Origin of the sequence: Streptomyces sp. TLI_55, from assembly GCF_900206255.1 — a bacterium.
Taxonomy (GTDB): Bacteria; Actinomycetota; Actinomycetes; order Streptomycetales; family Streptomycetaceae; genus Streptomyces; species Streptomyces aquilus.
The window spans coordinates 4,064,915-4,083,068 of sequence record NZ_OAOJ01000001.1 but is presented as its reverse complement, the minus strand read 5'-3'; the positions used below and the strand labels follow the sequence as shown (position 1 = coordinate 4,083,068).

At 71.9% G+C, this 18,154-nt stretch carries 16 protein-coding genes; 8 read left to right on the top strand and 8 right to left on the bottom strand.

Annotated elements, in window-relative coordinates; all coding sequences use genetic code 11:
* Nucleotides 1-9 precede the first annotated feature (9 nt).
* On the bottom strand, nt 10-765 hold the full coding sequence (locus CRP56_RS18770) for an SIS domain-containing protein (RefSeq protein ID WP_097265546.1): 756 nt from the start codon (nt 763-765) through the stop codon (nt 10-12).
* A 239-nt stretch (nt 766-1,004) separates the two neighbouring features.
* Here CRP56_RS18770 and CRP56_RS18765 point away from each other — a divergent pair, with 239 nt between their 5' ends.
* Nucleotides 1,005-1,697 (top strand): metal-dependent transcriptional regulator, encoded by a 693-nt coding sequence (locus tag CRP56_RS18765; protein ID WP_059195917.1) that lies wholly within the window; start codon nt 1,005-1,007, stop codon nt 1,695-1,697.
* A gap of 578 nt (nt 1,698-2,275) precedes the next feature.
* Nucleotides 2,276-3,220: an alpha/beta fold hydrolase gene (locus CRP56_RS18760; protein WP_097265543.1), complete on the top strand. Its 945-nt coding sequence runs from the start codon at nt 2,276-2,278 to the stop codon at nt 3,218-3,220.
* Between the two features lie 94 nt (nt 3,221-3,314).
* Here CRP56_RS18760 and CRP56_RS18755 read toward each other — a convergent pair whose 3' ends face one another.
* Genes CRP56_RS18755 through CRP56_RS18745 form a run of 3 tightly spaced genes read right to left on the bottom strand, consistent with a single transcriptional unit; the run spans nt 3,315 to nt 6,361 of the window.
* A complete protein-coding gene (locus CRP56_RS18755) occupies nt 3,315-4,907 on the bottom strand; it encodes a transporter (RefSeq protein ID WP_097265541.1) in 1,593 nt (530 codons plus the stop codon).
* Complete coding sequence (locus CRP56_RS18750; protein WP_097265539.1) at nt 4,904-5,677, bottom strand: ABC transporter ATP-binding protein; 774 nt, start codon at nt 5,675-5,677, stop codon at nt 4,904-4,906. The genes CRP56_RS18755 and CRP56_RS18750 overlap by 4 nt, the downstream gene beginning before the upstream one ends.
* A gap of 21 nt (nt 5,678-5,698) precedes the next feature.
* Nucleotides 5,699-6,361, bottom strand: a complete 663-nt coding sequence (locus CRP56_RS18745) for a bifunctional DNA primase/polymerase (protein ID WP_059195921.1) — start codon at nt 6,359-6,361, stop codon at nt 5,699-5,701.
* 444 nt (nt 6,362-6,805) lie between these two features.
* Here CRP56_RS18745 and CRP56_RS18740 point away from each other — a divergent pair, with 444 nt between their 5' ends.
* Both CRP56_RS18740 and CRP56_RS18735 read left to right on the top strand, forming a co-directional pair.
* The gene (locus CRP56_RS18740) at nt 6,806-8,191 is read left to right on the top strand and encodes a transcriptional regulator (protein ID WP_097265537.1); all 1,386 of its coding nucleotides are present in this window, start codon (nt 6,806-6,808) and stop codon (nt 8,189-8,191) included.
* A 213-nt stretch (nt 8,192-8,404) separates the two neighbouring features.
* On the top strand, nt 8,405-10,177 hold the full coding sequence (locus tag CRP56_RS18735; protein ID WP_097265535.1) for a hypothetical protein: 1,773 nt from the start codon (nt 8,405-8,407) through the stop codon (nt 10,175-10,177).
* 10 nt (nt 10,178-10,187) lie between these two features.
* Here CRP56_RS18735 and CRP56_RS18730 read toward each other — a convergent pair whose 3' ends face one another.
* Nucleotides 10,188-11,495: an ABC transporter substrate-binding protein gene (locus CRP56_RS18730; RefSeq protein WP_097265533.1), complete on the bottom strand. Its 1,308-nt coding sequence runs from the start codon at nt 11,493-11,495 to the stop codon at nt 10,188-10,190.
* A gap of 117 nt (nt 11,496-11,612) precedes the next feature.
* On the opposite strand from CRP56_RS18730, the gene CRP56_RS18725 reads away from it, so the two are divergent.
* The gene (locus tag CRP56_RS18725; protein ID WP_097265530.1) at nt 11,613-12,113 is read left to right on the top strand and encodes an SCO4402 family protein; all 501 of its coding nucleotides are present in this window, start codon (nt 11,613-11,615) and stop codon (nt 12,111-12,113) included.
* Nucleotides 12,114-12,159: 46 nt separating this feature from the next.
* Nucleotides 12,160-13,041 (top strand): formyltetrahydrofolate deformylase, encoded by an 882-nt coding sequence (gene purU, locus CRP56_RS18720; RefSeq protein WP_097265528.1) that lies wholly within the window; start codon nt 12,160-12,162, stop codon nt 13,039-13,041.
* Between the two features lie 170 nt (nt 13,042-13,211).
* Here purU and CRP56_RS18715 read toward each other — a convergent pair whose 3' ends face one another.
* Both CRP56_RS18715 and CRP56_RS18710 read right to left on the bottom strand, forming a co-directional pair.
* Entirely contained in the window at nt 13,212-14,612 is a 1,401-nt protein-coding gene (locus CRP56_RS18715) for a maleylpyruvate isomerase N-terminal domain-containing protein (RefSeq protein ID WP_097265526.1), read from the bottom strand.
* On the bottom strand, nt 14,609-15,190 hold the full coding sequence (locus tag CRP56_RS18710; protein WP_079310503.1) for a sigma-70 family RNA polymerase sigma factor: 582 nt from the start codon (nt 15,188-15,190) through the stop codon (nt 14,609-14,611). The genes CRP56_RS18715 and CRP56_RS18710 overlap by 4 nt, the downstream gene beginning before the upstream one ends.
* 330 nt (nt 15,191-15,520) lie before the next feature.
* On the opposite strand from CRP56_RS18710, the gene CRP56_RS18705 reads away from it, so the two are divergent.
* Together CRP56_RS18705 and CRP56_RS18700 are read left to right on the top strand one after the other, a co-directional pair.
* Nucleotides 15,521-15,901 carry an STAS domain-containing protein gene (locus CRP56_RS18705; protein WP_097265524.1) on the top strand — a complete coding sequence of 127 codons (381 nt, stop codon included), beginning with the start codon at nt 15,521-15,523 and terminating at the stop codon, nt 15,899-15,901.
* Nucleotides 15,902-16,069: 168 nt separating this feature from the next.
* On the top strand, nt 16,070-16,582 hold the full coding sequence (locus CRP56_RS18700; RefSeq protein ID WP_097265522.1) for an EF-hand domain-containing protein: 513 nt from the start codon (nt 16,070-16,072) through the stop codon (nt 16,580-16,582).
* A gap of 15 nt (nt 16,583-16,597) precedes the next feature.
* On the opposite strand, the gene CRP56_RS18695 is transcribed toward CRP56_RS18700, so the two are convergent.
* Complete coding sequence (locus CRP56_RS18695) at nt 16,598-18,106, bottom strand: class I adenylate-forming enzyme family protein (RefSeq protein WP_097265520.1); 1,509 nt, start codon at nt 18,104-18,106, stop codon at nt 16,598-16,600.
* Nucleotides 18,107-18,154: the final 48 nt, after the last annotated feature.

Below are 18,154 nucleotides of genomic sequence, written 5' to 3'. Positions count from 1 at the left end.
CGTCGACGGTCAACGCCGGTAGAAGATCCGGTCCCCGTACTCCTCGAACACCCGCTCGTTCCACTCCAGCCCCCCGTCCACGTTCCCCGACCTCAGCATCGGAGGCTCCGCGCCCCGTTCCGCCAGGGACGTCGCCGCCGTCGCCACCATGGCCTGCATCAGGGCGGACGTCACCACCGTGGAGGCGGGGGCGAAGGGGGCCGGGACGGTGTCGAGGGTGAGTTCCGCGTCGCCGATGGCGATCTTGGAGTCGAGGACGACGTCGCAGTGGTCCTTGAGGTAGGTGCCGGAGGAGTGCCGGGAGCGGGTCTCCGTGGCGTACGCCACCGACGTCACGCCGATGACCTTCATCCCGCGCGCGCGGGCGGTCATCGCCATCTCCACCGGCATCGCGTTGCGGCCGGAGAGGGAGATGATCACGAGGGCGTCGCCCGCGCGGAGCGGGGAGCAGTCCAGGACGGTGCTCGCGAGGCCGTCGACGCGCTCCAGGGCGGAGCCGAGCGTGGCCGGCATGACGTCCACGCCCACCATCCCGGGTGCGGCGAGGAGGTTCATCAGGGCGAGGCCACCGGCCCGGTAGACGACGTCCTGCGCGGCGAGCGAGGAGTGCCCGGCGCCGAAGGCGAACAGCCGGCCCCCGGCGGCGACCGTGTCGGCGAGGAGCGTGCCGGCCGCGGCGATGGACTCGGCCTCCTCCTCGCGGACCCGCTGCAGCAGGCCGATGGCGGCCTCGAGGAACCGGTCGGCGGGCGTGCCGTCGCTCATACGAACCCCTTCGGGTTGGCTGTGTCGCGGATCACCGTGCGGTCTGGACCAGTGCGGTGTCAATACGGCCGTGCCGAAGCCCCGCAGGAGGCGTTCCGCGGTGGTCCGCGGGCCCGCGAAACCCGCTCGTTTCACCGGCGCGGCACGGTTGTCAGTGCTATGCGTCAGAATTGGGGTCAGGGCCAGCGCACGCGCCGCGGAGTGGTCGCGCTTCCGGCAGAGCTAATCGAGGGGCACGTATGTCCGGACTGATCGACACCACGGAGATGTATCTCCGCACCATCCTCGAGCTGGAGGAGGAAGGTGTGGTCCCCATGCGTGCCCGGATCGCCGAGCGGCTCGACCAGAGCGGGCCGACCGTCTCCCAGACGGTGGCGCGGATGGAGCGCGACGGCCTGGTGTCCGTGGCGAGCGACCGGCATCTGGAGCTCACCGACGAGGGCCGCCGGCTGGCGACGCGCGTGATGCGCAAGCACCGCCTCGCGGAGTGTCTCCTGGTCGATGTGATCGGCCTGGAGTGGGAGCAGGTCCACGCCGAGGCCTGTCGCTGGGAGCACGTGATGAGCGAGGCCGTCGAGCGCCGCGTCCTGGAGCTGCTGCGCCACCCCACCGAGTCGCCGTACGGCAACCCGATCCCCGGCCTGGAGGAGCTCGGCGAGAAGGACGGCGCCGATCCCTTCCTCGACGAGGGCATGGTGTCGCTGGCCGACCTGGACCCGGGCGGCGAGGGCAAGACGGTCGTGGTGCGCCGCATCGGCGAGCCGATCCAGACGGACGCGCAGCTGATGTACACGCTGCGGCGCGCGGGTGTGCAGCCCGGCTCGGTGGTGAGCGTGACGGAGTCGGCCGGCGGGGTGCTGGTGGGCAGCGGCGGTGAGGCGGCCGAGCTGGCGGCGGACGTCGCCTCGCATGTGTTCGTCGCCAAGCGCTGACCGGCCGCTCGTCCTGGGGTTTTTCCAACTGCGGTGGCCGTAGGGGCGGTTGTGGCGTCCCGGGGGAGGCCGCCGATGTGGCGAAGCGGTGTGGCCGATTCGAAGATTCAGTGCGCGGAATCGCAGCGCTCCGCCGCCCCGCGTGCAAGGCTGTCGCGTGAGGCATATGACCTGAGGGGGCCGGGATGATGTGCCGCAGACATGGGGAGGGCCCCGGCGCCATGTGGCGCCGGGGCCTGTCCTCCCCTGTGCTGACCCGGAGCCCCGAGCTCCCAGGGTCATTCCCCTCGGACCGATTTCCCCGAGCGGTCCGCCTCCCGCAGAAGATCTCCCCCCGGTCACGACGATCAATCCTGGAGTGAGGTCACTCGAATGAGGGGTGTTGGCGGCGGAGGACGCGTTTTCGAATAGGCATTCGATAGCCTGGGAGTGACGCGCCGGGCGGAATCTGCGCTTCAGGGAGGGGCGGCGGCGCGACAGCGAGCACGTCAGGCAGGGCAAGGCAGACATGGTTCACAGGACCGGCCGGCTGAGCGGGAGCAAGCGGTCCGAGCGGAGCTAGGGGGGTGCCAGGACCAATGGCGCGGCGCATCGACGTGACCGGAGCGGGCGGCGTACGCCTTGCCGCCTGGGAGTTCGGCGACCCTCCCAAGCCCGGCCAGGCGGCGGAGCCGACGGAGCGGGGCGTGGAGCAGGGCGGTGGTGCCGGCCGACGGGCCGGGCAGCGGACCGTCCAAGGCGCCCTCGACCGCTCACCCGGCGTGCTGTTACTGCACGGCCTCATGGGCCGCGCCTCCCACTGGGCCCCCACCGCCCGCTGGCTGTCCGAGCGCCACCGGGCCGTCGCCCTCGACCAGCGCGGCCACGGCCGCAGCGACAAGCCCCCGCAGGCCGCCTTCACCCGCGAGGCCTACGTCGAGGACGCCGAGGCGGCCCTCGAACAGCTCGGCCTCGGCCCGGCCGTCCTCATCGGCCACGCCATGGGCGCCCTGACCGCCTGGCAGCTCGCCGCGAAACGGCCCGACCTGGTCTCCGGCGTGATCATCTGCGACATGCGGGCCTCCGCCCTCGGAGCGGCCTCGCAGCGGGAGTGGGCCGACTGGTTCAAGTCCTGGCCCCTCCCCTTCGCCACCCTGGCCGACGTACGCAAGTGGTTCGGCGAGGACGACCCCTGGGTGGAGCGCCCCAACCCCGCCCGTGGCGAGTTCTACGCCGAGGTGATGGCCGAGTCACCGGACGGCTGGCGGCCCGTCTTCGAACCCGAGCAGATGCTGAAGTCCCGGGAGACCTGGGTGCTCGACGCGCACTGGGAGGAGCTGGCGCAGGTCCAGTGCCCCACGCTGGTCGTCCGCGGTCTCGACGGCGAGCTGGGGCGGGCGGAGGCACAGGAGATGGTGCGGGTACTGCCGCGGGGGGAGTACGCCGAGGTCGCCGACGCCGGCCATCTGGTGCACTACGACCAGCCGGAGGCCTGGCGGGCGGCCGTGGAGCCCTTCATCGAGAGCCTGTTCGGAGAGCGATAGCCGTCAGCCGTTGCCGATTGCCGATTGCCGCCAGGATCACCGGTGGCCGTAAACCCTTGGCGACCCCCGCCAGGGGCAGCGGCAGCGGCGGCCGTCAGCCCTTGCTGACCGCCGTCAGGATCTCCGGCAGCCGGGCCGCCGTGCGCGGTGCCGCCAGTCGCAGCCCCGCCAGTGTGATCGCCGCCCCGTACAGCGCCCCCACCGGCAGCAGCACCCAGCTCCACCGATCGCCGTCGCGCACCAGATTCAGCCAGATCGTCAGCGTGATGACCGGGGCGCACAGCAGCGCGGCGGCGATCATGCCGCCGAAGATCGAGATCCAGGCGAGCCCGGCCTGCCCCGGGGCCACGTTCTTGTAGCCCTCCTGCGGGATGGAGTACGGGAAGCGGGCCGAGGTCCAGGCACCCGTCGCCAGCATCGCGCCGAGCAGCGCGAAGGACAGGCCGAGCGCCTCCGGCAGCCGGGCCCAGTCGCCGAGCATCGCCGTCGTCACGACGGTCACGAGCGTCGCGTACGGCAGGGTGATCAGCAGCAGCGCCAAGGCGCGGCCGCGCAGTTCGACGTACGCGTCCCGGGGCGAGGAGATGGTCGTCGCGACCATCCAGAACGCGGAGGTGTCCTGCCCGAACTGGTTGTACATCTGGATGCCGAGCATTCCGGCGGCGAAGCACGCGAAGTAGATCGAGCCGGTGCCCTGAAGGGCGTTGAAGACGGGGACGATCAGCCCGATCGCGAGCGAGGTGACCCACGCGGCCTTCGTCTTCGGGTCGCGCCAGATGTAGCGCAGGCTGCGCTCGACCACCGTGCCGGTCCGCCCGCCCGGCAGCAGCCGCCCGAGCCCCGTCGACGTCCGCTCGCGGGCGGCCGAGTCGGTGGCGGCCTGGAGCGTGGAGCCGTCCGGCGAGATCATCAGCCGCGTCAGATGCCGCGACCAGAGCGCGACGAGGGCCACCAACGCACCGGCACTCAGCGCGAGTTGAGCGACCGCGACGCCGTACGACCCCGAACTCGCCGAGTCCACCGCACCGATCGCGGACGCCGGGGGTACCCAGCGCAGCACGTCCCCGGCCGGGTCCAGCTGCGCCAGACCGCTCGAACCCAGGCGCTGCACACCGAAGTTGGCCAGCTGCGCCCCGATCGCGATCACCAGCCCGCTCAGCACGGCCAGGTCCCGCCCCTTGCGGCTGGTCAGCAGCCGGATGTTGGCGACGGCCACGGCCCGCGCGAGCGCCACGCACACCAGCAGCGCCAGCACCACGCCGACGACGGCGACGACGTAGGCCACCCCGCCGTGCGCCACCGACACCGCCGAACCGATCAGCAGGCACAGCGTGAACACCGGCCCGATCCCCACCAGTGAGGCCGCGAGCAGCGCCCGCACCAGCGGCCGGGGCCGCAGCGGCAGCATCACCAGCCGCGTCGGATCGAGCGTCTCGTCCCCGCCGGGGAAGAACAGCGGCATCACCGCCCACCCGACGGCCAGTACCGCCACCAGCAGCACGGCCACGGACACGGCGTGCGCGTTGCCCCGCAACGCGATCAGCCCGAGCAGTTGCAGCGCCGCGAACAGCAGCGTGACGACGGCCGACACGACATACGCGGCCCGCCGCCCACCGGACTGCCGCAGCCCGTTCCTGAGCAGCGACAGCTTCAGCCGTACGACGACGGCGGTGACGTCGGCGCTCATCGGGCCGCCCCGCCGCCCAGCCAGTCCAGATCGGACCCGGCGTCCCGCCCGTGCGCCCCGACCAGCTCCAGGAACGCCTGCTGGAGCGACGGCGCCTCGCCGCGCACCTCGGCGAGCGTGCCATGGGCCCGGATGCGTCCGGCGGCCATCACGGCGACCCAGTCGCACAGCGACTCGACGAGCTCCATGACGTGCGAGGAGAAGACGACGGTGGCGCCGGAGGCGGTGTAGCGCTCCAGCACCCCGCGGATGGTCTGCGCGGACACCGGGTCGACGCCCTCGAACGGCTCGTCCAGGAAGAGGACTTCGGGGTTGTGGAGGAGCGCGGCCGCGAGTCCGATCTTCTTCCGCATACCGGTCGAGTAGTCGACCACCAGCTTGTGCTGCGCCCCGGCGAGGTCGAGGACGTCGAGCAGCTGCGCGGCCCGCTTGTCGACCTCGGCCCCGGGCAGCCCCCGCAACCGCCCGGAGTAGCCGAGGAGTTCCCGCCCGGAGAGCCGCTCGAAGAGCCGCAGCCCCTCCGGGAGGACCCCGATCCGGGCCTTGACCTCGACGGGATCCCGCCAGACGTCGTGCCCGACGACGGAGACGGAGCCCTGGTCGGGCCGCAACAACCCGGTGATCATCGAGAGGGTCGTCGTCTTCCCGGCCCCATTGGGCCCGACAAGCCCGATGAACTTCCCGGAGGGCAACTCCAGATCAATCCCGGCAACGGCAACTTGCTGCCCGAACCGCTTCCAGAGCCCACGCACACTTACAGCCGACGTCATGCATGCCAACCTAAGGGCTGGCTACCTGTCCCGACCGCACGCGTAAGCAAGCGGCGAGATCAACTCCTCAGCATCCGGCAACCACCGATTCGCGGGAGTGGGCCGACAAGCCCACTGCACAGCTCCACGCGAGCCGTACCGCGTAGGCGGAGCGGCAACATACGCACCCTCACCCAACGCCACCAGGTCCAAGGAAGAAGGCGTCCACCCAAGCTTCCGCACCAGCTCCGGCACCTTCACGGACGCCCCCGGCAACACGAAGAAGTGCATCCGACGATCAGGCGACAAGGTCACCGGCCCGAGCGTCAGCTCCATCCGCTCCATCCGGGCCAACGCGAGAAACCCGGCCGTCTCCGGCACGGACACCGCGTCGAAGGTCCGCCCCGTCGGCAGCAGAATCGACGCGAGCGGCTGCTTCTGCCACAACCGGCGCGCGACCGTCGCACTGCCGGTCGCCTGCGTCGCCCAGTCGTCGCGCGCCGGGTGCGCGCCGGGGGCGGCGCACGCCGCGTCACCGCAGGAGCAGCGCTGCACCCCGTCGACGGCTTCCAGCCAGGTGCCGGGGAAGACGTCCCAGTGGCGCTCCTCGGCGTAGCGTACGGCTGTCTCCAGCAGCGATTCGCCGCGCTGCTTCGGAATCTGAGCGGCTTCGGTGCCCGCGATCGTCTCTTCCACGATGAACACAACTCCCGCACCCACCTGGAGTTACGGGGGTTCAGGCCCTGCCGCCAATCTCCCGCCTGCCCCGCGGCGTCTGGTGCGCGCATCTGCGGCGTTGTCGTCGGTCGCCGACTCCCTCCTCCGCCTTGCAGCTGCACGCACCAGACGCCGCGGGGCCCGCCCTTCGGGCGGACGACGGGAGATTGGCGGCAGGGCCTGCGCGCGGGGGAGGGGCATCGATTCCGCATCTGGGGCGCATGGATGCACGTGTGGGGGCGCGCGGGAGGAACGGCGGCGTGATCGGGGTAGCCAGCTGTGGGGGCGGCAACCGCCTTTACCCCGGCAATCCTCGCAAGCCTCGCATTTTCGGTTCGATCGCGGGGCATCGATCTTCACGGCCGGATTTTTTCGGTGGAAGACACGTCAACTCGGTGCGTGGGCAGGCACCGCAGCCACAGGGGGTACGCCATGGCCGCAAGGCCTCTCGTCGCGCGGCAGCCGAACGAACGGCTGCAGGCGCTCATCCAGGAAGCGGGCTGCTCGAACGCCGGGCTGGCCCGCCGCGTCAACATGTGCGGCGCGGAGCACGGCCTCGATCTGCGTTACGACAAGACGTCCGTGGCGCGTTGGCTGCGCGGACAGCAGCCGCGGGGCCGGGCGCCGGCGATCATCGCGGAGGCGCTGGGCCGCAAGCTCGGCCGTACGGTCACGATCGACGAGATCGGCATGGCCAACGGCAAGAACCTCGCCTCGGGCGTGGGTCTCCAGTTCTCGCCGACCGTACTGGGGGCCATCGAGCAGGTCTGCGAGCTGTGGCGCAGTGACGTGGGGCGGCGGGACTTCCTGTCCGGCTCGTCCGTGGCCGCCTCCGCGCTCGTCGAGCCGAGCCGCGACTGGCTGATCTCCTCGCCGGACTCCCAGGTGGCGCGCTCGGCGGGACCCCGGGTGGGGCAGTCGGACGTGGCGGCCGTGAAGGCGATGACCCAGGCCCTCGTCGACCTCGACCACCAGTACGGCAGCGGGCATGTGCGGCCGGTTGTCGTGCACTACCTCAACAGCGTCGTCTCCGGGCTGCTGGCCGGGTCGTACCGGGAGGCCGTGGGGCGGGAACTGTTCGCCGCCGTCGCGCGGTTGACGGAACTCGCCGGGTACATGGCCATCGACACCGGCCAACCGGGCCTGGCCCAGCGGTACTACATCCAGGCGCTGCGCCTCGCGCAGGCCGCCGGGGACCGCGGCTACGGCGGGTACGTCCTCGCCGCCTCCATGAGTCATCTCGCCGCGCAGCTCGGAAACCCGCGCGAGATCGCGCAGTTGGCGCGGGCGGCGCAGGAAGGGGCGCGTGGGCGCGTGACACCGCGCGCGGAGGCGATGTTCTACGCGGCCGAGGCGCGCGGGCACGCGCTGCTGGGCGATGCGCGGGCGGCGCAGGCGGCCTCCGGGCGGGCGGTGAGCGCGCTGGAGTCGGCGGACGCGAACTCCGGGGACGACCCGGCGTGGATCGCGCACTTCGACGAGGCCTATCTGGCCGACGAGTTGGCGCACTGCCACCGCGACCTCGGCCAGGCCGAGGCTGCGGCGCGGCGGGCACAGGAGTCGCTGGACGGCCTGCCGGAGAACAAGGCGCGGCGCCGGGCCATCGGGTACGTCCTGCTGGCCACCGCTCAGGTGCAGCAGCGCGAGATCGAACAGGCCTGCCACACCGGCCTGAAGGCCGTGGAGCTGCTGGAGACGGTCCGGTCCAACCGGGGCGCCGAGTATCTCGACGACTTCCAGCAGCGCCTCGAACCCTTCCGGGACGAGCCTGTGGTACGGGAGTTCGGGGCCCGGCTGGAGCTTCAGGCCGCCGCGTGAAATCCGTGGGTACGAGGGCGTGAACTCCCGGGAAACGAAGGCTCTTGGGCGGAAAGCAGTGCTTAAGGAGGGCTTATAGAGCGGATGCGGGCCCGGTTCTGTTACCGCGGTCACAGGGACGCAGGTCACGTCCCGTGCTGCGTGGCACCGGGCTCGGGGGACCCGGTAGCGTGAGCCGACGATTCACAAGGTCCCCCATTTGTAGGAGTCCCGGTGACGCAGAGTGGACAGGGCGAGGAGCCCTCGCCGCGCGTGGCGCGCGAAGGCATCGTGCTGCCCTCGGACGGGGGCGAACCGCTGCTGCCGGGTATGACCGGCGTCCCCGCCGGCGGCAGTCACGGACCGGCGCCCGCCCCGGCGGCACCGCCCGCCGCGCCGCCGGGCGCTCAGGCCTGGGGCACCCCGTGGGGACCCGAGCAGCAGACACCGGCTCCGCAGCAGCCTGCCCCGGGTGACGGCTGGGGGGCCTCGCAGGGCCAGCAGTGGGGAGCGCCGGGCTCGTACCAGGGGGAGACCCCGGGCTCGTATCAGGCACCGGCCCCGGGCCCGTACCAGCAGGCCCAGCCACCCGACCCGTACCAGGCGCAGACGCCGGGCTATCAGACCGACCAGCCCACCTCCTACTACCTGCCGCCGGTCGGGCAGACGCCGCCCGCGCCCCAGCCGCTGCCGCAGGAGAACACCCCGGCACCGCAGTCGCCCGGCTACGACACCGACCAGGCGACCTCCTACTACCTGCCGCCCGTCGCCCAGACGCCGCCCGCCTCGCAGCCGCTGCCGCAGGAGAACGCCCCGGCACCGCAGCCGTCCGGCTACGACGCCGACCAGGCCACGTCCTATTACCTGCCGCCCGTGGGGCAGCCCCTGCCGATGCCGCCGGGCGCCGGCCCGTACGGCTCCCCCGCCGGGCCCGGCGCCGCCACCGGCGTACCCCTGCCGCCCGCCGACGAAGGCGCCACGCAGTACATCCCGCCGGTCACCTCGGGCGCGTTGCCGCCCGAGGTGCCGGGCGAGCGGACGCAGTTCCTGGGGCAGCAGCCGCAGCCCGCACCGCACGGACAGGGGGCGCACGCCGCTCCGGGTGCCGGGCCGCTGCCGCATGCGTCGGGGCCGGACGCGGAGGCGACGCAGTACATCGCGCCCGTGCCCGGGCAGCACGGCGGGGAGCGGCAGCCGCCCGCCGAGTTCGACAACCTCTTCCGCAGCGGTCCCGGCGGGGAGGGCCCGGCCGGAGCCACGCAGGTGCTGCCGCGCTTCGAGCCGGAGCAGGGCCAGCCGCAGCCGGCGTACATTCCGCCCCCCACCGGCCCCGGGCGGCGGGCCGCGCAGGCGGACGAGCGGGACCGCGGCGGACCGACCCGGTCGCGGGTGCCCGCCATCGCCGCCGTGGGCATCGGTATCGCCATTCTCGGGATCGGCGCGGGTGCGCTGCTGGCGGGCGGTGGCGGGGACGACAAGGGCGACGACAACAAGCCCGTCTCCGCGTCCGCCCCGGCGTCCGACGGTTCCGCCTCGCCGTCCACCGACGCCGCGAAGGAGCAGGCCGTCGCCCTGGACAAGCTGCTCGCCGACAGCGGTGACAGCCGGGCGTCCGTGATCAGCGCGGTCGGCAATGTGAAGGCCTGCAAGGACCTCGGCCAGGCGGCCACCGACCTGCGTGACGCCGCGGGCCAGCGCAACGACCTGGTCACCAGCCTGTCCGGGCTGTCCGTCGACCAGCTGCCGAACCACTCCGAGCTGACCACCGCCCTCACCAAGGCGTGGAAGGCGTCCGCGTCGGCCGACAACCACTACGCGGCCTGGGCGGACCAGGTCGCCGGCAACAAGAAGGCCTGCAAGAAGGGCCAGGCCCGCTCCACCCCGCAGACCCTGGCCGGCAACGAGGCGAGCGGCGAGGCGACCATCCAGAAAAAGACGGCCGCCCGGCTGTGGAACACGATCGCGAAGAAGTACGGCCTGACCGAGCGCACCTACACCCAGCTGTAGTCGGACGGCGCTAGCCGACCTCGGCGTTCGCCAGCGTCCTGCGGACGTCGGTGAAGCCGGGGTGCGCGGCCACGAGCCGGCCCTTGCGGACGACCTGGAGCGTCACGTCGGTGTTGACGAGGCGGGTCAGACCGATCTTCGCGAGGCCGTTCTCGTACTCCCAGTTGAGGGTCGGGGTGAGGCCGCCGGTGTTGACCTTCAGGCCGCCGTCGAGGGCCTTGCGGATCGCGGTGCCGGTCACCTCGCCGTCGCCGAGCGACTCCAGGACGGCCTTGAGGACGCTGTAGGCGATCCAGGTGGTCTGCACTCCGGCGTCCGCGGGGTCGATGCGGTTGTCGCCGAACGCCTCCTTCTTGATCACCTGCTTCATGGGGTCCCAGCGCTTGTCGCTCGCGACCGGGTACCAGCTGGTGATGTACGACCCCTCGTACGGCCCCGACTGCCCGCCGGAGGCGTTGATCACCGTCTGGTCGACGCTGCCGAGCACGGTGGCCGTGCGCACGGCCGGGTAGTTCACGCGGGCGCGGCGGAAGGAGTCCATGAAGGTGCCGGTGTGGTCGCCGAGGGCGGGCACCACACAGCCCTTCTTCGCCGGGTCGGTGGTGGTGTGCTCCAGGGCGCGCTCGGACTGGGTGGAGTACTCGGTGGCGTCCTCGTCGGCCAGCTGGTCCGCGGCGGCGGGATGGGCGCCCGCCTTGAGACCGGAGTCGATCATGGTGTGCAGCTCGTCGCCCGCGATGGAGTCGGGCCGGACCAGGGCGACGGGCCCGCAGGCACCGGCGAGTTCCTTGCCGAGGCCGGCCAGCAGGCTGGGCTGGCCGCCGTTGACGGGGAAGGAGAGCGGGCTCTCCAGCTCGGCGTTGGTGATGCCGTAGCCGCCCAGGTAGGGGATGTCGGCGCTCTCCAGGGTCGGGAAGAACGCGTCGCCGTGCTGGCTGTAGGAGCCGACGACCGCGACGACGCCCTCGTCGGCGGCGCGCTGGGCGCACTTGGCGGCGGTGACGGTGTCGTTCTGGTCGTTGCAGACGAGGACGGAGAGCTTGCGGCCGTTGATGCCGCCCTGGGAGTTGATCCAGCGCGCGTAGGCCTGCGCGAGGGCGGGCATGCCGGGCTTGTTGGTGGCGTTGGTGTTCATCGGCGCCCAGGTCATGATCTTGATCGGGTCGTCCCCGGCGCCCCCCGTGACACCGGGGACGACCCCGCAGCCGGCTATCAGTGACGCACATCCCACCAGCGCCCCCGCCGCGAGGGCGGTGGCTCTGACGGGCCGCGTGAGGATGGGGAGGAAGGTGTTGCGGGTGCGTCGCCTGCCAGTCATGGGCACACACGCTTCCGTCACATCGCCAACCTGGGAGTGACGTTCGGTCAACGGGTGGTGACGCGCAGGTGAATTGCGGGGGCCGGTGAGACCGGTGTGACGGGGAACGTACGATCGATGACCGTGCAAGGTTCGGAGAACTCTTCCCGTCGTGGCCGTCGCTCATCCACCATGGGCGCTATGCCACTGAACGACATGCCGTGGTGGCGCTGGCGCAGCAATGTGCGCTCCGCGCTGCACATGCTCTCCGACCCCGGGTTCCAGCGGGACGTCTGGCTGGCCGGCGTCGAGGGGTACGGAGACGTCACCGACGCCGTGTACCGCCTCGTCGAGGACACCTGGCTCGACAACTGGTCCGCCGAGAAGTACGTCGGCACGATCTTCCGGGACTCCCAGGAAGCCGCCCTCGTCGACACCGCCGTGCTGCGCGTGCTGCGGATCATGCACCAGGTCGGCCCGGACGCCCCGGTCTCCGTGTACATGGAGAACCCCGGCTGGCCGGAGGCGGTGCGGGCGGCGCGGGACGCGCACGTGCGCATGGCGACGGCCGACGGGGAGGACCCCGACACCCCGCCGCGCACCCTGCACGTCCTGCAGATCATGACCCGGTCCGCGTGACGGACGCGGTCCCTGCCGCGTCGGCGGATATGCGACCCTGTCCTGCATGAACGCGCAGTCCAGTCGAGCCGCGGCCCCGGCCGAGCAGTACGTCCTCACCCTGTCCTGCCCCGACAAGCAGGGCATCGTGCACGCCGTGTCGAGCTACCTCTTCATGACCGGTTGCAACATCGAGGACAGCCAGCAGTTCGGCGACCACGACACGGGTCTGTTCTTCATGCGCGTCCACTTCTCGGCGGAGGAGCCGGTGACGGTGGACAAGCTGCGGGCGAGTTTCGCGGCGATCGGTGACGCCTTCCACATGGACTGGCAGATCAACCGGGCCGAGGACAAGATGCGGGTCGTGCTGATGGTCAGCAAGTTCGGGCACTGCCTGAACGACCTGCTGTTCCGCGCGCGGATCGGGGCGCTGCCCGTGGAGATCGCGGCCGTGGTGTCCAACCACACGGACTTCGCCGAGCTCGTGGCGTCGTACGACATTCCCTTCCACCACATTCCGGTGACGAAGGAGAACAAGGCTCAGGCCGAGGCGGAGCTGCTCCAGCTGGTGCGGGAGAAGGACGTCGAGCTGGTCGTGCTCGCCCGGTACATGCAGGTGCTCTCCGACGACCTGTGCAAGCAGCTCAGCGGGCGGATCATCAACATCCACCACTCGTTCCTGCCGAGCTTCAAGGGTGCGAAGCCGTATCACCAGGCGCACGCGCGGGGTGTGAAGCTGATCGGGGCGACCGCGCACTATGTGACCGCCGACCTCGACGAGGGGCCGATCATCGAGCAGGAGGTCGAGCGGGTCGGGCACGATGTCACGCCGGACCAACTGGTCGCGATCGGGCGGGATGTGGAGTGCCAGGCGCTGGCGCGGGCCGTCAAGTGGCATGCGGAGCGGCGGATTCTGCTGAACGGGCGGCGGACGGTGGTGTTCGCCTAGGAGCTCGGGGGTTCGTGCTTTCGGGCGGCTGCGGGTGGGTTGTGGTTGCTCGCGAGGTTCCCCGCGCCCCTAAAAGAAGGGCGTGCAGCTGAGGCGCTTTTCAGGGGCGCGGGGAACTGCGCGACCAGCCCCCACTCACCCGCAGCCGCCGACCAAACAGAAACCGCCCCTTACATCCTGCTCAAGCTCGCCGCCGCGAACAGGACGTCCTTGATCGCCTCGCGGTCGCCCACCTGGCCGGCGGCCGCCTCCTCCGGCGACACATGGCCAGCGGCCAACTGGCAGAACTCCACGCCGTCCAGCGCCACATGCGCCACCTCGTGCTCCGCGGAGCCCATCGCCGCCGGGGAGTCCAGGGGGATCAGCCACTCGCCGCCGCCCAGGCCCTCGATCTCCAGGCGGAGGGTGCGGCCGGGCTCGCCCGCGGTGACCAGATGCCGGCCGTGCGCGGGAGACGCCAGCCCGTGCCGACGCCGCTCGGCCACCGCCGTGGGCAGCATGCGGGCCGCGAGGTCGATCATGCGGTTGAGGTGGCGCGGCGACGGGGGCTCGTACGGATAGTCGACGGCCTCCGCGATGTCCTCCGCGTGGACCCAGCACTCGAAGGCGCGGTCCAGCATCGCGTCGTGCAGGGGGAGTTCGAAGTCGCCGTAGGGGACGGACAGCTTTCCGGCTCCGCCACCCGTGAACGACACCGTGCGCACCAGGTCGTGGCTCTGCTCGCGCCACGGGGCGCGCACGGAGCGGGTGGGCGGGAAGTGCGAGCCGCGCCAGTACGCCTCGGTGCGGGCTGCCGGGGTGGGCGTCCGCGCGGTGACCTCGCCCAGCGGGTCGTCGAGACCGAGGGCCAGTGCCACCAGGCCGTCGACGGTGAGCAGATGCGCGATCACACCGGCGACGGTCGTACGACGGCTCGTCGCCGCGTCGGCCTCGAACCAGCGCAGCCGTACGGGCGCGTGCCACTCCGCGTCGCCCATGTCGCGGAGCAGGGCGTCCAGGCGGGCGGTCTCGGCGTCGTACGGCGCCGCCCACTCGGGCACCGGGATGCGGGGCGGGCGTCGGTCCAGGCAGCCCTCCAGGACGCGGGTGCGCAGGCCCGGGTCGAGGTCGAGGCTCTCGGGCGGGTGGAGCAGGCCGACCGCCTCGCGCAGCCGCAGCGCCTCGTCCGCGCACGCGCCGCACACGCCCAGGTGGTCCTCCACGGCGGCCGTCTCCTCCGCCGAGCAGGCGGCGAGCGCCCAGGCTCCGAGCAGCGACTTCAGCACCGGGTGCTCCAGGACGAGCGGCGCCGGCTTCGGCGGCTCGTCCAGGGGAGGGAGCGGCTGTCCCGTGTCCTCGACGGAGGCACGGGGGAGCGGTATGCGGGGCGGCTGCTGGCCGGGGTTCTGGGTGGGGCCGGGGGGACCACCGTCGGCCGGTCCACCGGGGCCGGCGGGCGGCTCGTGGGAGTCGTGTCCCTCGGGGTTCCGGGAGTCCTTCCAGGCGTCCTGGGTCTCGTCCTTCTCGCGGTCCTTCCCGTCCTCCTGGCCCTCGTGCTCGTCGTACGACTCGAAGCGGTCCGCCTCGTTCATGCCGCGCCCCCGTATTCCGGAGGGGCACCGGGGGCGCCGGTGTCATGGGCCGTGGACAGCAGTTGCAGGCCCAGGCGGAGGCGGCGACGGGCCTCGTCCTCGGTGACGCCGAGGTCGGCGGCGGTCTGGCGGTAGTCGCGGCGCTGGAAGTAGGCCAGCTCCAGGGCGGCGCGCAGCGGGGCGGGCATGGACGTGACGATGTAGTCGGCGCGGGCGGCGACGGAGGCGTGGCGGACCTTGCGCTCCAGTTCCTCCGTGGAGCCGCCGCCGCCCTGGGCGAGGGCGGCGGTCTCGGTGGCGCGCAGGCGCTGCACGGCGAGCCGGTGGGTCAGCCCGGCCACCCAGGTGCGCAGCGGGCCCTGCTTGGGGTCGTAGGCGTCGGGGTGCTGCCAGACATGGGCGAAGACCTCGCGGGTGATGCCGTCGGCGGCGCGCTCGTCGCCGAGGACGCGGTGGGCGAGGCCGTGCACGAGGGAGGCGAAGCGGTCGTAGAGCTCGCCGAGGGCGGCCGCCTCACCGCGTGCGAGCCGCTGCTGCATCTTGCGGTCCCAGCGGGGCGGTGCGTCCTTCTTCGCCATGCGGCCCCCTCACCCTGATCGCCTGCCCGTCGAACCGGGCGCCGTGCCCGTCAAGCCTGAACCCACCGTCTCCTCGAATGTAGTCGGCACGTCTGACAGCGCACGCCCCTTTGTCGCAATGCGCGCCCCCGGGGAGCGGAGGATGATAGTGGACCTTCGCCTACCCCACCGTTTCGCGCTCATCCCCGATCGAACAGGATCGAAGGCGACTAAAACAAGCCTCTTTTGATCGGTTTCCGTTTCTCGGCTTGTGTTTCAGGGCACGGCCGGTGGGCAGCCGCGCTGCAAGGAAGCGTAGGAATCGCTTCCGTTTCCGGCGAGCGAAGGGCGTTGGTGGTGGCGTTCAACGTGACCGGTGACGAGCACGGGGACTGGGCCGTGCTGCGAGTGTCGGGCGAGCTGGATCTGGTGACGTCGCCGGTGCTGCGTCAGCGGGTGCACGACGTGGTGGCCGAGGGTCGCCACAGTCTCGTCCTGGACCTCTCGGAGGTCTTCTTCTGCGACTCCAGCGGCGTGGGCGTCCTCATCGCCTCCCGCCGCCTGATCCGCTCCTGCCAGGGCCGGCTGCGCCTGATACTGCCGGCCCAGGGCGCGACGGAGGGGTCGCACGTCAACAGGGTGCTGGGCGCGCTGGGCGTACGGCGGCTCTTCGACGTCCACCTCGACGTGGACTCGGCGACGGACGACGAGGCGGGCCCGCTGTCGGCGTAGGGGCCCCGTTTTCACAAGGGTCTGCGCTGTGCCACACCGTTGTTCCGAAATTCCCCCGGTCTTGGCACAACCGACGCTTTCCGCAGCCCGGAACGGGCCGCGCGTCGTACGCTCCGAGCGAGATGCACCAGATGCACCCCCACGTGACGTAAGGCGGCTGGTAGAGACATGGTCAGCAGCGAGTACGAGCGCAGGATCGCCGCCCGGTTCGCCACCTTCGACCAGGACGGCAACGGGTACATCGACCGGGAGGACTTCAGCGCGGCGGCCAAGGCGCTGCTCGCGGAGTTCGGCACTGCCGCCCGGTCGGACAAGGGACAGGCCCTGTACATCGGCGCGGAGGCGTTCTGGCAGGGCATGGCCGGGATAGCGGACCGGGACGGCGATCAGCGCATCAACCGGGACGAGTTCGTCAACGGCGCCGTCAAGCGGCTGCGGGACAACCCCGACCGGTTCGCCGAGATCGCCCGCCCCTTCCTGCACGCGGCCCTCGCCGTGGCCGACCGGGACGACGACGGTACGGCGACGGTCGAGGACACCGCGCGCGTGCTCAGGGCCCTCGGCGCGGCACCGGACGTGGCCCTGGCCGCCGCCACCGCCCTGGACGCCGACGGCGACGGGAAGATCGCCGAGTCCGAGGTCGTCCCCGCCTTCGCCCGCTACTTCACCGTTCCGGAATAGCGGACCTTCCGCCCCCTACCGCACCGTTCCGGAATAGCGCTCGCGCAGCTTGTACTTGAGCACCTTGCGCAGCGTCTCGTTCCGCGGAAGGGCGTCCACCACCTCCAGCCGCTCCGGCAGCTTGTGGGCCGACAGCCCTTCCGCGCGGAGGTACGACACGACGTCGGCCAGCGTCAACTGCGCGGCCCCGGGCGCCGGTTCCAGCACCGCGCACACCAGCTCGCCCCGCTCCGCGTCCGGCAGCCCGACGACCGCCACGTCCCCCACCGCCGGGTGCGCGGCCAGCAGGTCCTCGATCTCCTTCGCCGAGATGTTCTCGCCCTTGCGGATGATCACGTCCTTGGCGCGGCCGGTGAGGACCAGATGCCCGGTCTCCGTGAGGAACCCCAGGTCGCCGGTGCGCAGGAAGCCCTCCTCGTCGAAGGCCTCCGCCGTCTGCGCCGGGTCCAGATAGCCCTGGCACACCGCCTCGCCGCGCAGCCGCACCTCCCCCTCCACGATCCGTATCTCCATGCCCTCCGGCGGCCGCCCCTCGGTCGTCGCGAGGTTCTCCGTCGTGTCGTCCGGCGCGCCCATCGTGATCATCGGCACCTCGGTCATGCCGTACCCGTGCGTGAGCTGGACGCCCATCTCACGCACGACCGCGTGATAGACCTCCGGCGGCTTCGGCGCCCCACCGCCGGCGAGCAGCCGCAAGGTGGGGATGACGGGGGTGCCCGGCTGCTTGCGCTGCTCCGCCAGGAACATCGAGTAGAACGCCGTCGACCCGCCCGCCACCGTCACCCCGTGCTTGCGGTACCCCTCCAGCGCGTCCGGCAGCGCGAACTGCTCGAACATCACCGCCGGGAAGCCGTACAGCAGCAGCATCACCGTGTAGTCGGGGCCCGCTATGTGGGCGTACGGGAAGGCCATCGAGCCCACGTCGGCGGCGGTCAGACGCAGCGCGTGGGCGAGGCAGGAGCCGCCCGCGATCAGCGAACGGTCCGTGTGCAGCACGCCCTTGGGGTCGGAGGTCGTGCCCGAGGTCCAGTAGATCCAGCGCACCGAGGTGCCCTCGGCGGGTGGCGGGGGCAGTACGTCCGGGTCGCCGTCCGGCAGGTCGTCGTACGCCTCGAAGACGCCCTTGGCGCCGAGCTGCCGGGCCATCCCGGTGTGGTCGAAGCCGCGCCAGGTGCCCGGCACCGCGAAGAACTCGGCCTTCGACTCCCGTAGTGCGAAGCCGACCTCACGGTCCCGGTAGAAGGGGATGACCGGCGTCTGCACGGCGCCCAGGCGGGCCAGCGCGAAGGAGAGCAGGGCCGTCTCGATGCGGGTGGGCAGCTGCCAGGCGACGACCGTGCCGGGGCGGACGCCCATGCCGTACAGACCGGCCGCCACCCGCTCGGCACGCGCGCGTAGCTCGCCGAAGGTCAGGGTGCGGTCGTCCTGGAGGAGCACGGGACGCTCGGGGGTGAGCCGGGCGCGGCGCTCCACGAGCTCCCACAGCGTCCGGGCGGAACTCAGGGTGTGCGGGGTCTCCGTCATGTCTGCCCCCTGCCTTGGCTGACGACTCGTCAGGTGACATGCTATCTG

Coding starts and splice junctions, on each gene's coding strand:
- CRP56_RS18730 (WP_097265533.1), bottom strand. CDS start 11,495: ATGACTGGCAGGCGACGCACCCGCAACACCTTCCTCCCCATCCTCACG.
- CRP56_RS18725 (WP_097265530.1), top strand. CDS start 11,613: ATGACCGTGCAAGGTTCGGAGAACTCTTCCCGTCGTGGCCGTCGCTCA.
- CRP56_RS18755 (WP_097265541.1), bottom strand. CDS start 4,907: ATGAGCGCCGACGTCACCGCCGTCGTCGTACGGCTGAAGCTGTCGCTG.
- CRP56_RS18770 (WP_097265546.1), bottom strand. CDS start 765: ATGAGCGACGGCACGCCCGCCGACCGGTTCCTCGAGGCCGCCATCGGC.
- CRP56_RS18765 (WP_059195917.1), top strand. CDS start 1,005: ATGTCCGGACTGATCGACACCACGGAGATGTATCTCCGCACCATCCTC.
- CRP56_RS18740 (WP_097265537.1), top strand. CDS start 6,806: ATGGCCGCAAGGCCTCTCGTCGCGCGGCAGCCGAACGAACGGCTGCAG.
- purU (WP_097265528.1), top strand. CDS start 12,160: ATGAACGCGCAGTCCAGTCGAGCCGCGGCCCCGGCCGAGCAGTACGTC.
- CRP56_RS18700 (WP_097265522.1), top strand. CDS start 16,070: ATGGTCAGCAGCGAGTACGAGCGCAGGATCGCCGCCCGGTTCGCCACC.
- CRP56_RS18715 (WP_097265526.1), bottom strand. CDS start 14,612: ATGAACGAGGCGGACCGCTTCGAGTCGTACGACGAGCACGAGGGCCAG.
- CRP56_RS18760 (WP_097265543.1), top strand. CDS start 2,276: ATGGCGCGGCGCATCGACGTGACCGGAGCGGGCGGCGTACGCCTTGCC.
- CRP56_RS18710 (WP_079310503.1), bottom strand. CDS start 15,190: ATGGCGAAGAAGGACGCACCGCCCCGCTGGGACCGCAAGATGCAGCAG.
- CRP56_RS18750 (WP_097265539.1), bottom strand. CDS start 5,677: ATGACGTCGGCTGTAAGTGTGCGTGGGCTCTGGAAGCGGTTCGGGCAG.
- CRP56_RS18695 (WP_097265520.1), bottom strand. CDS start 18,106: ATGACGGAGACCCCGCACACCCTGAGTTCCGCCCGGACGCTGTGGGAG.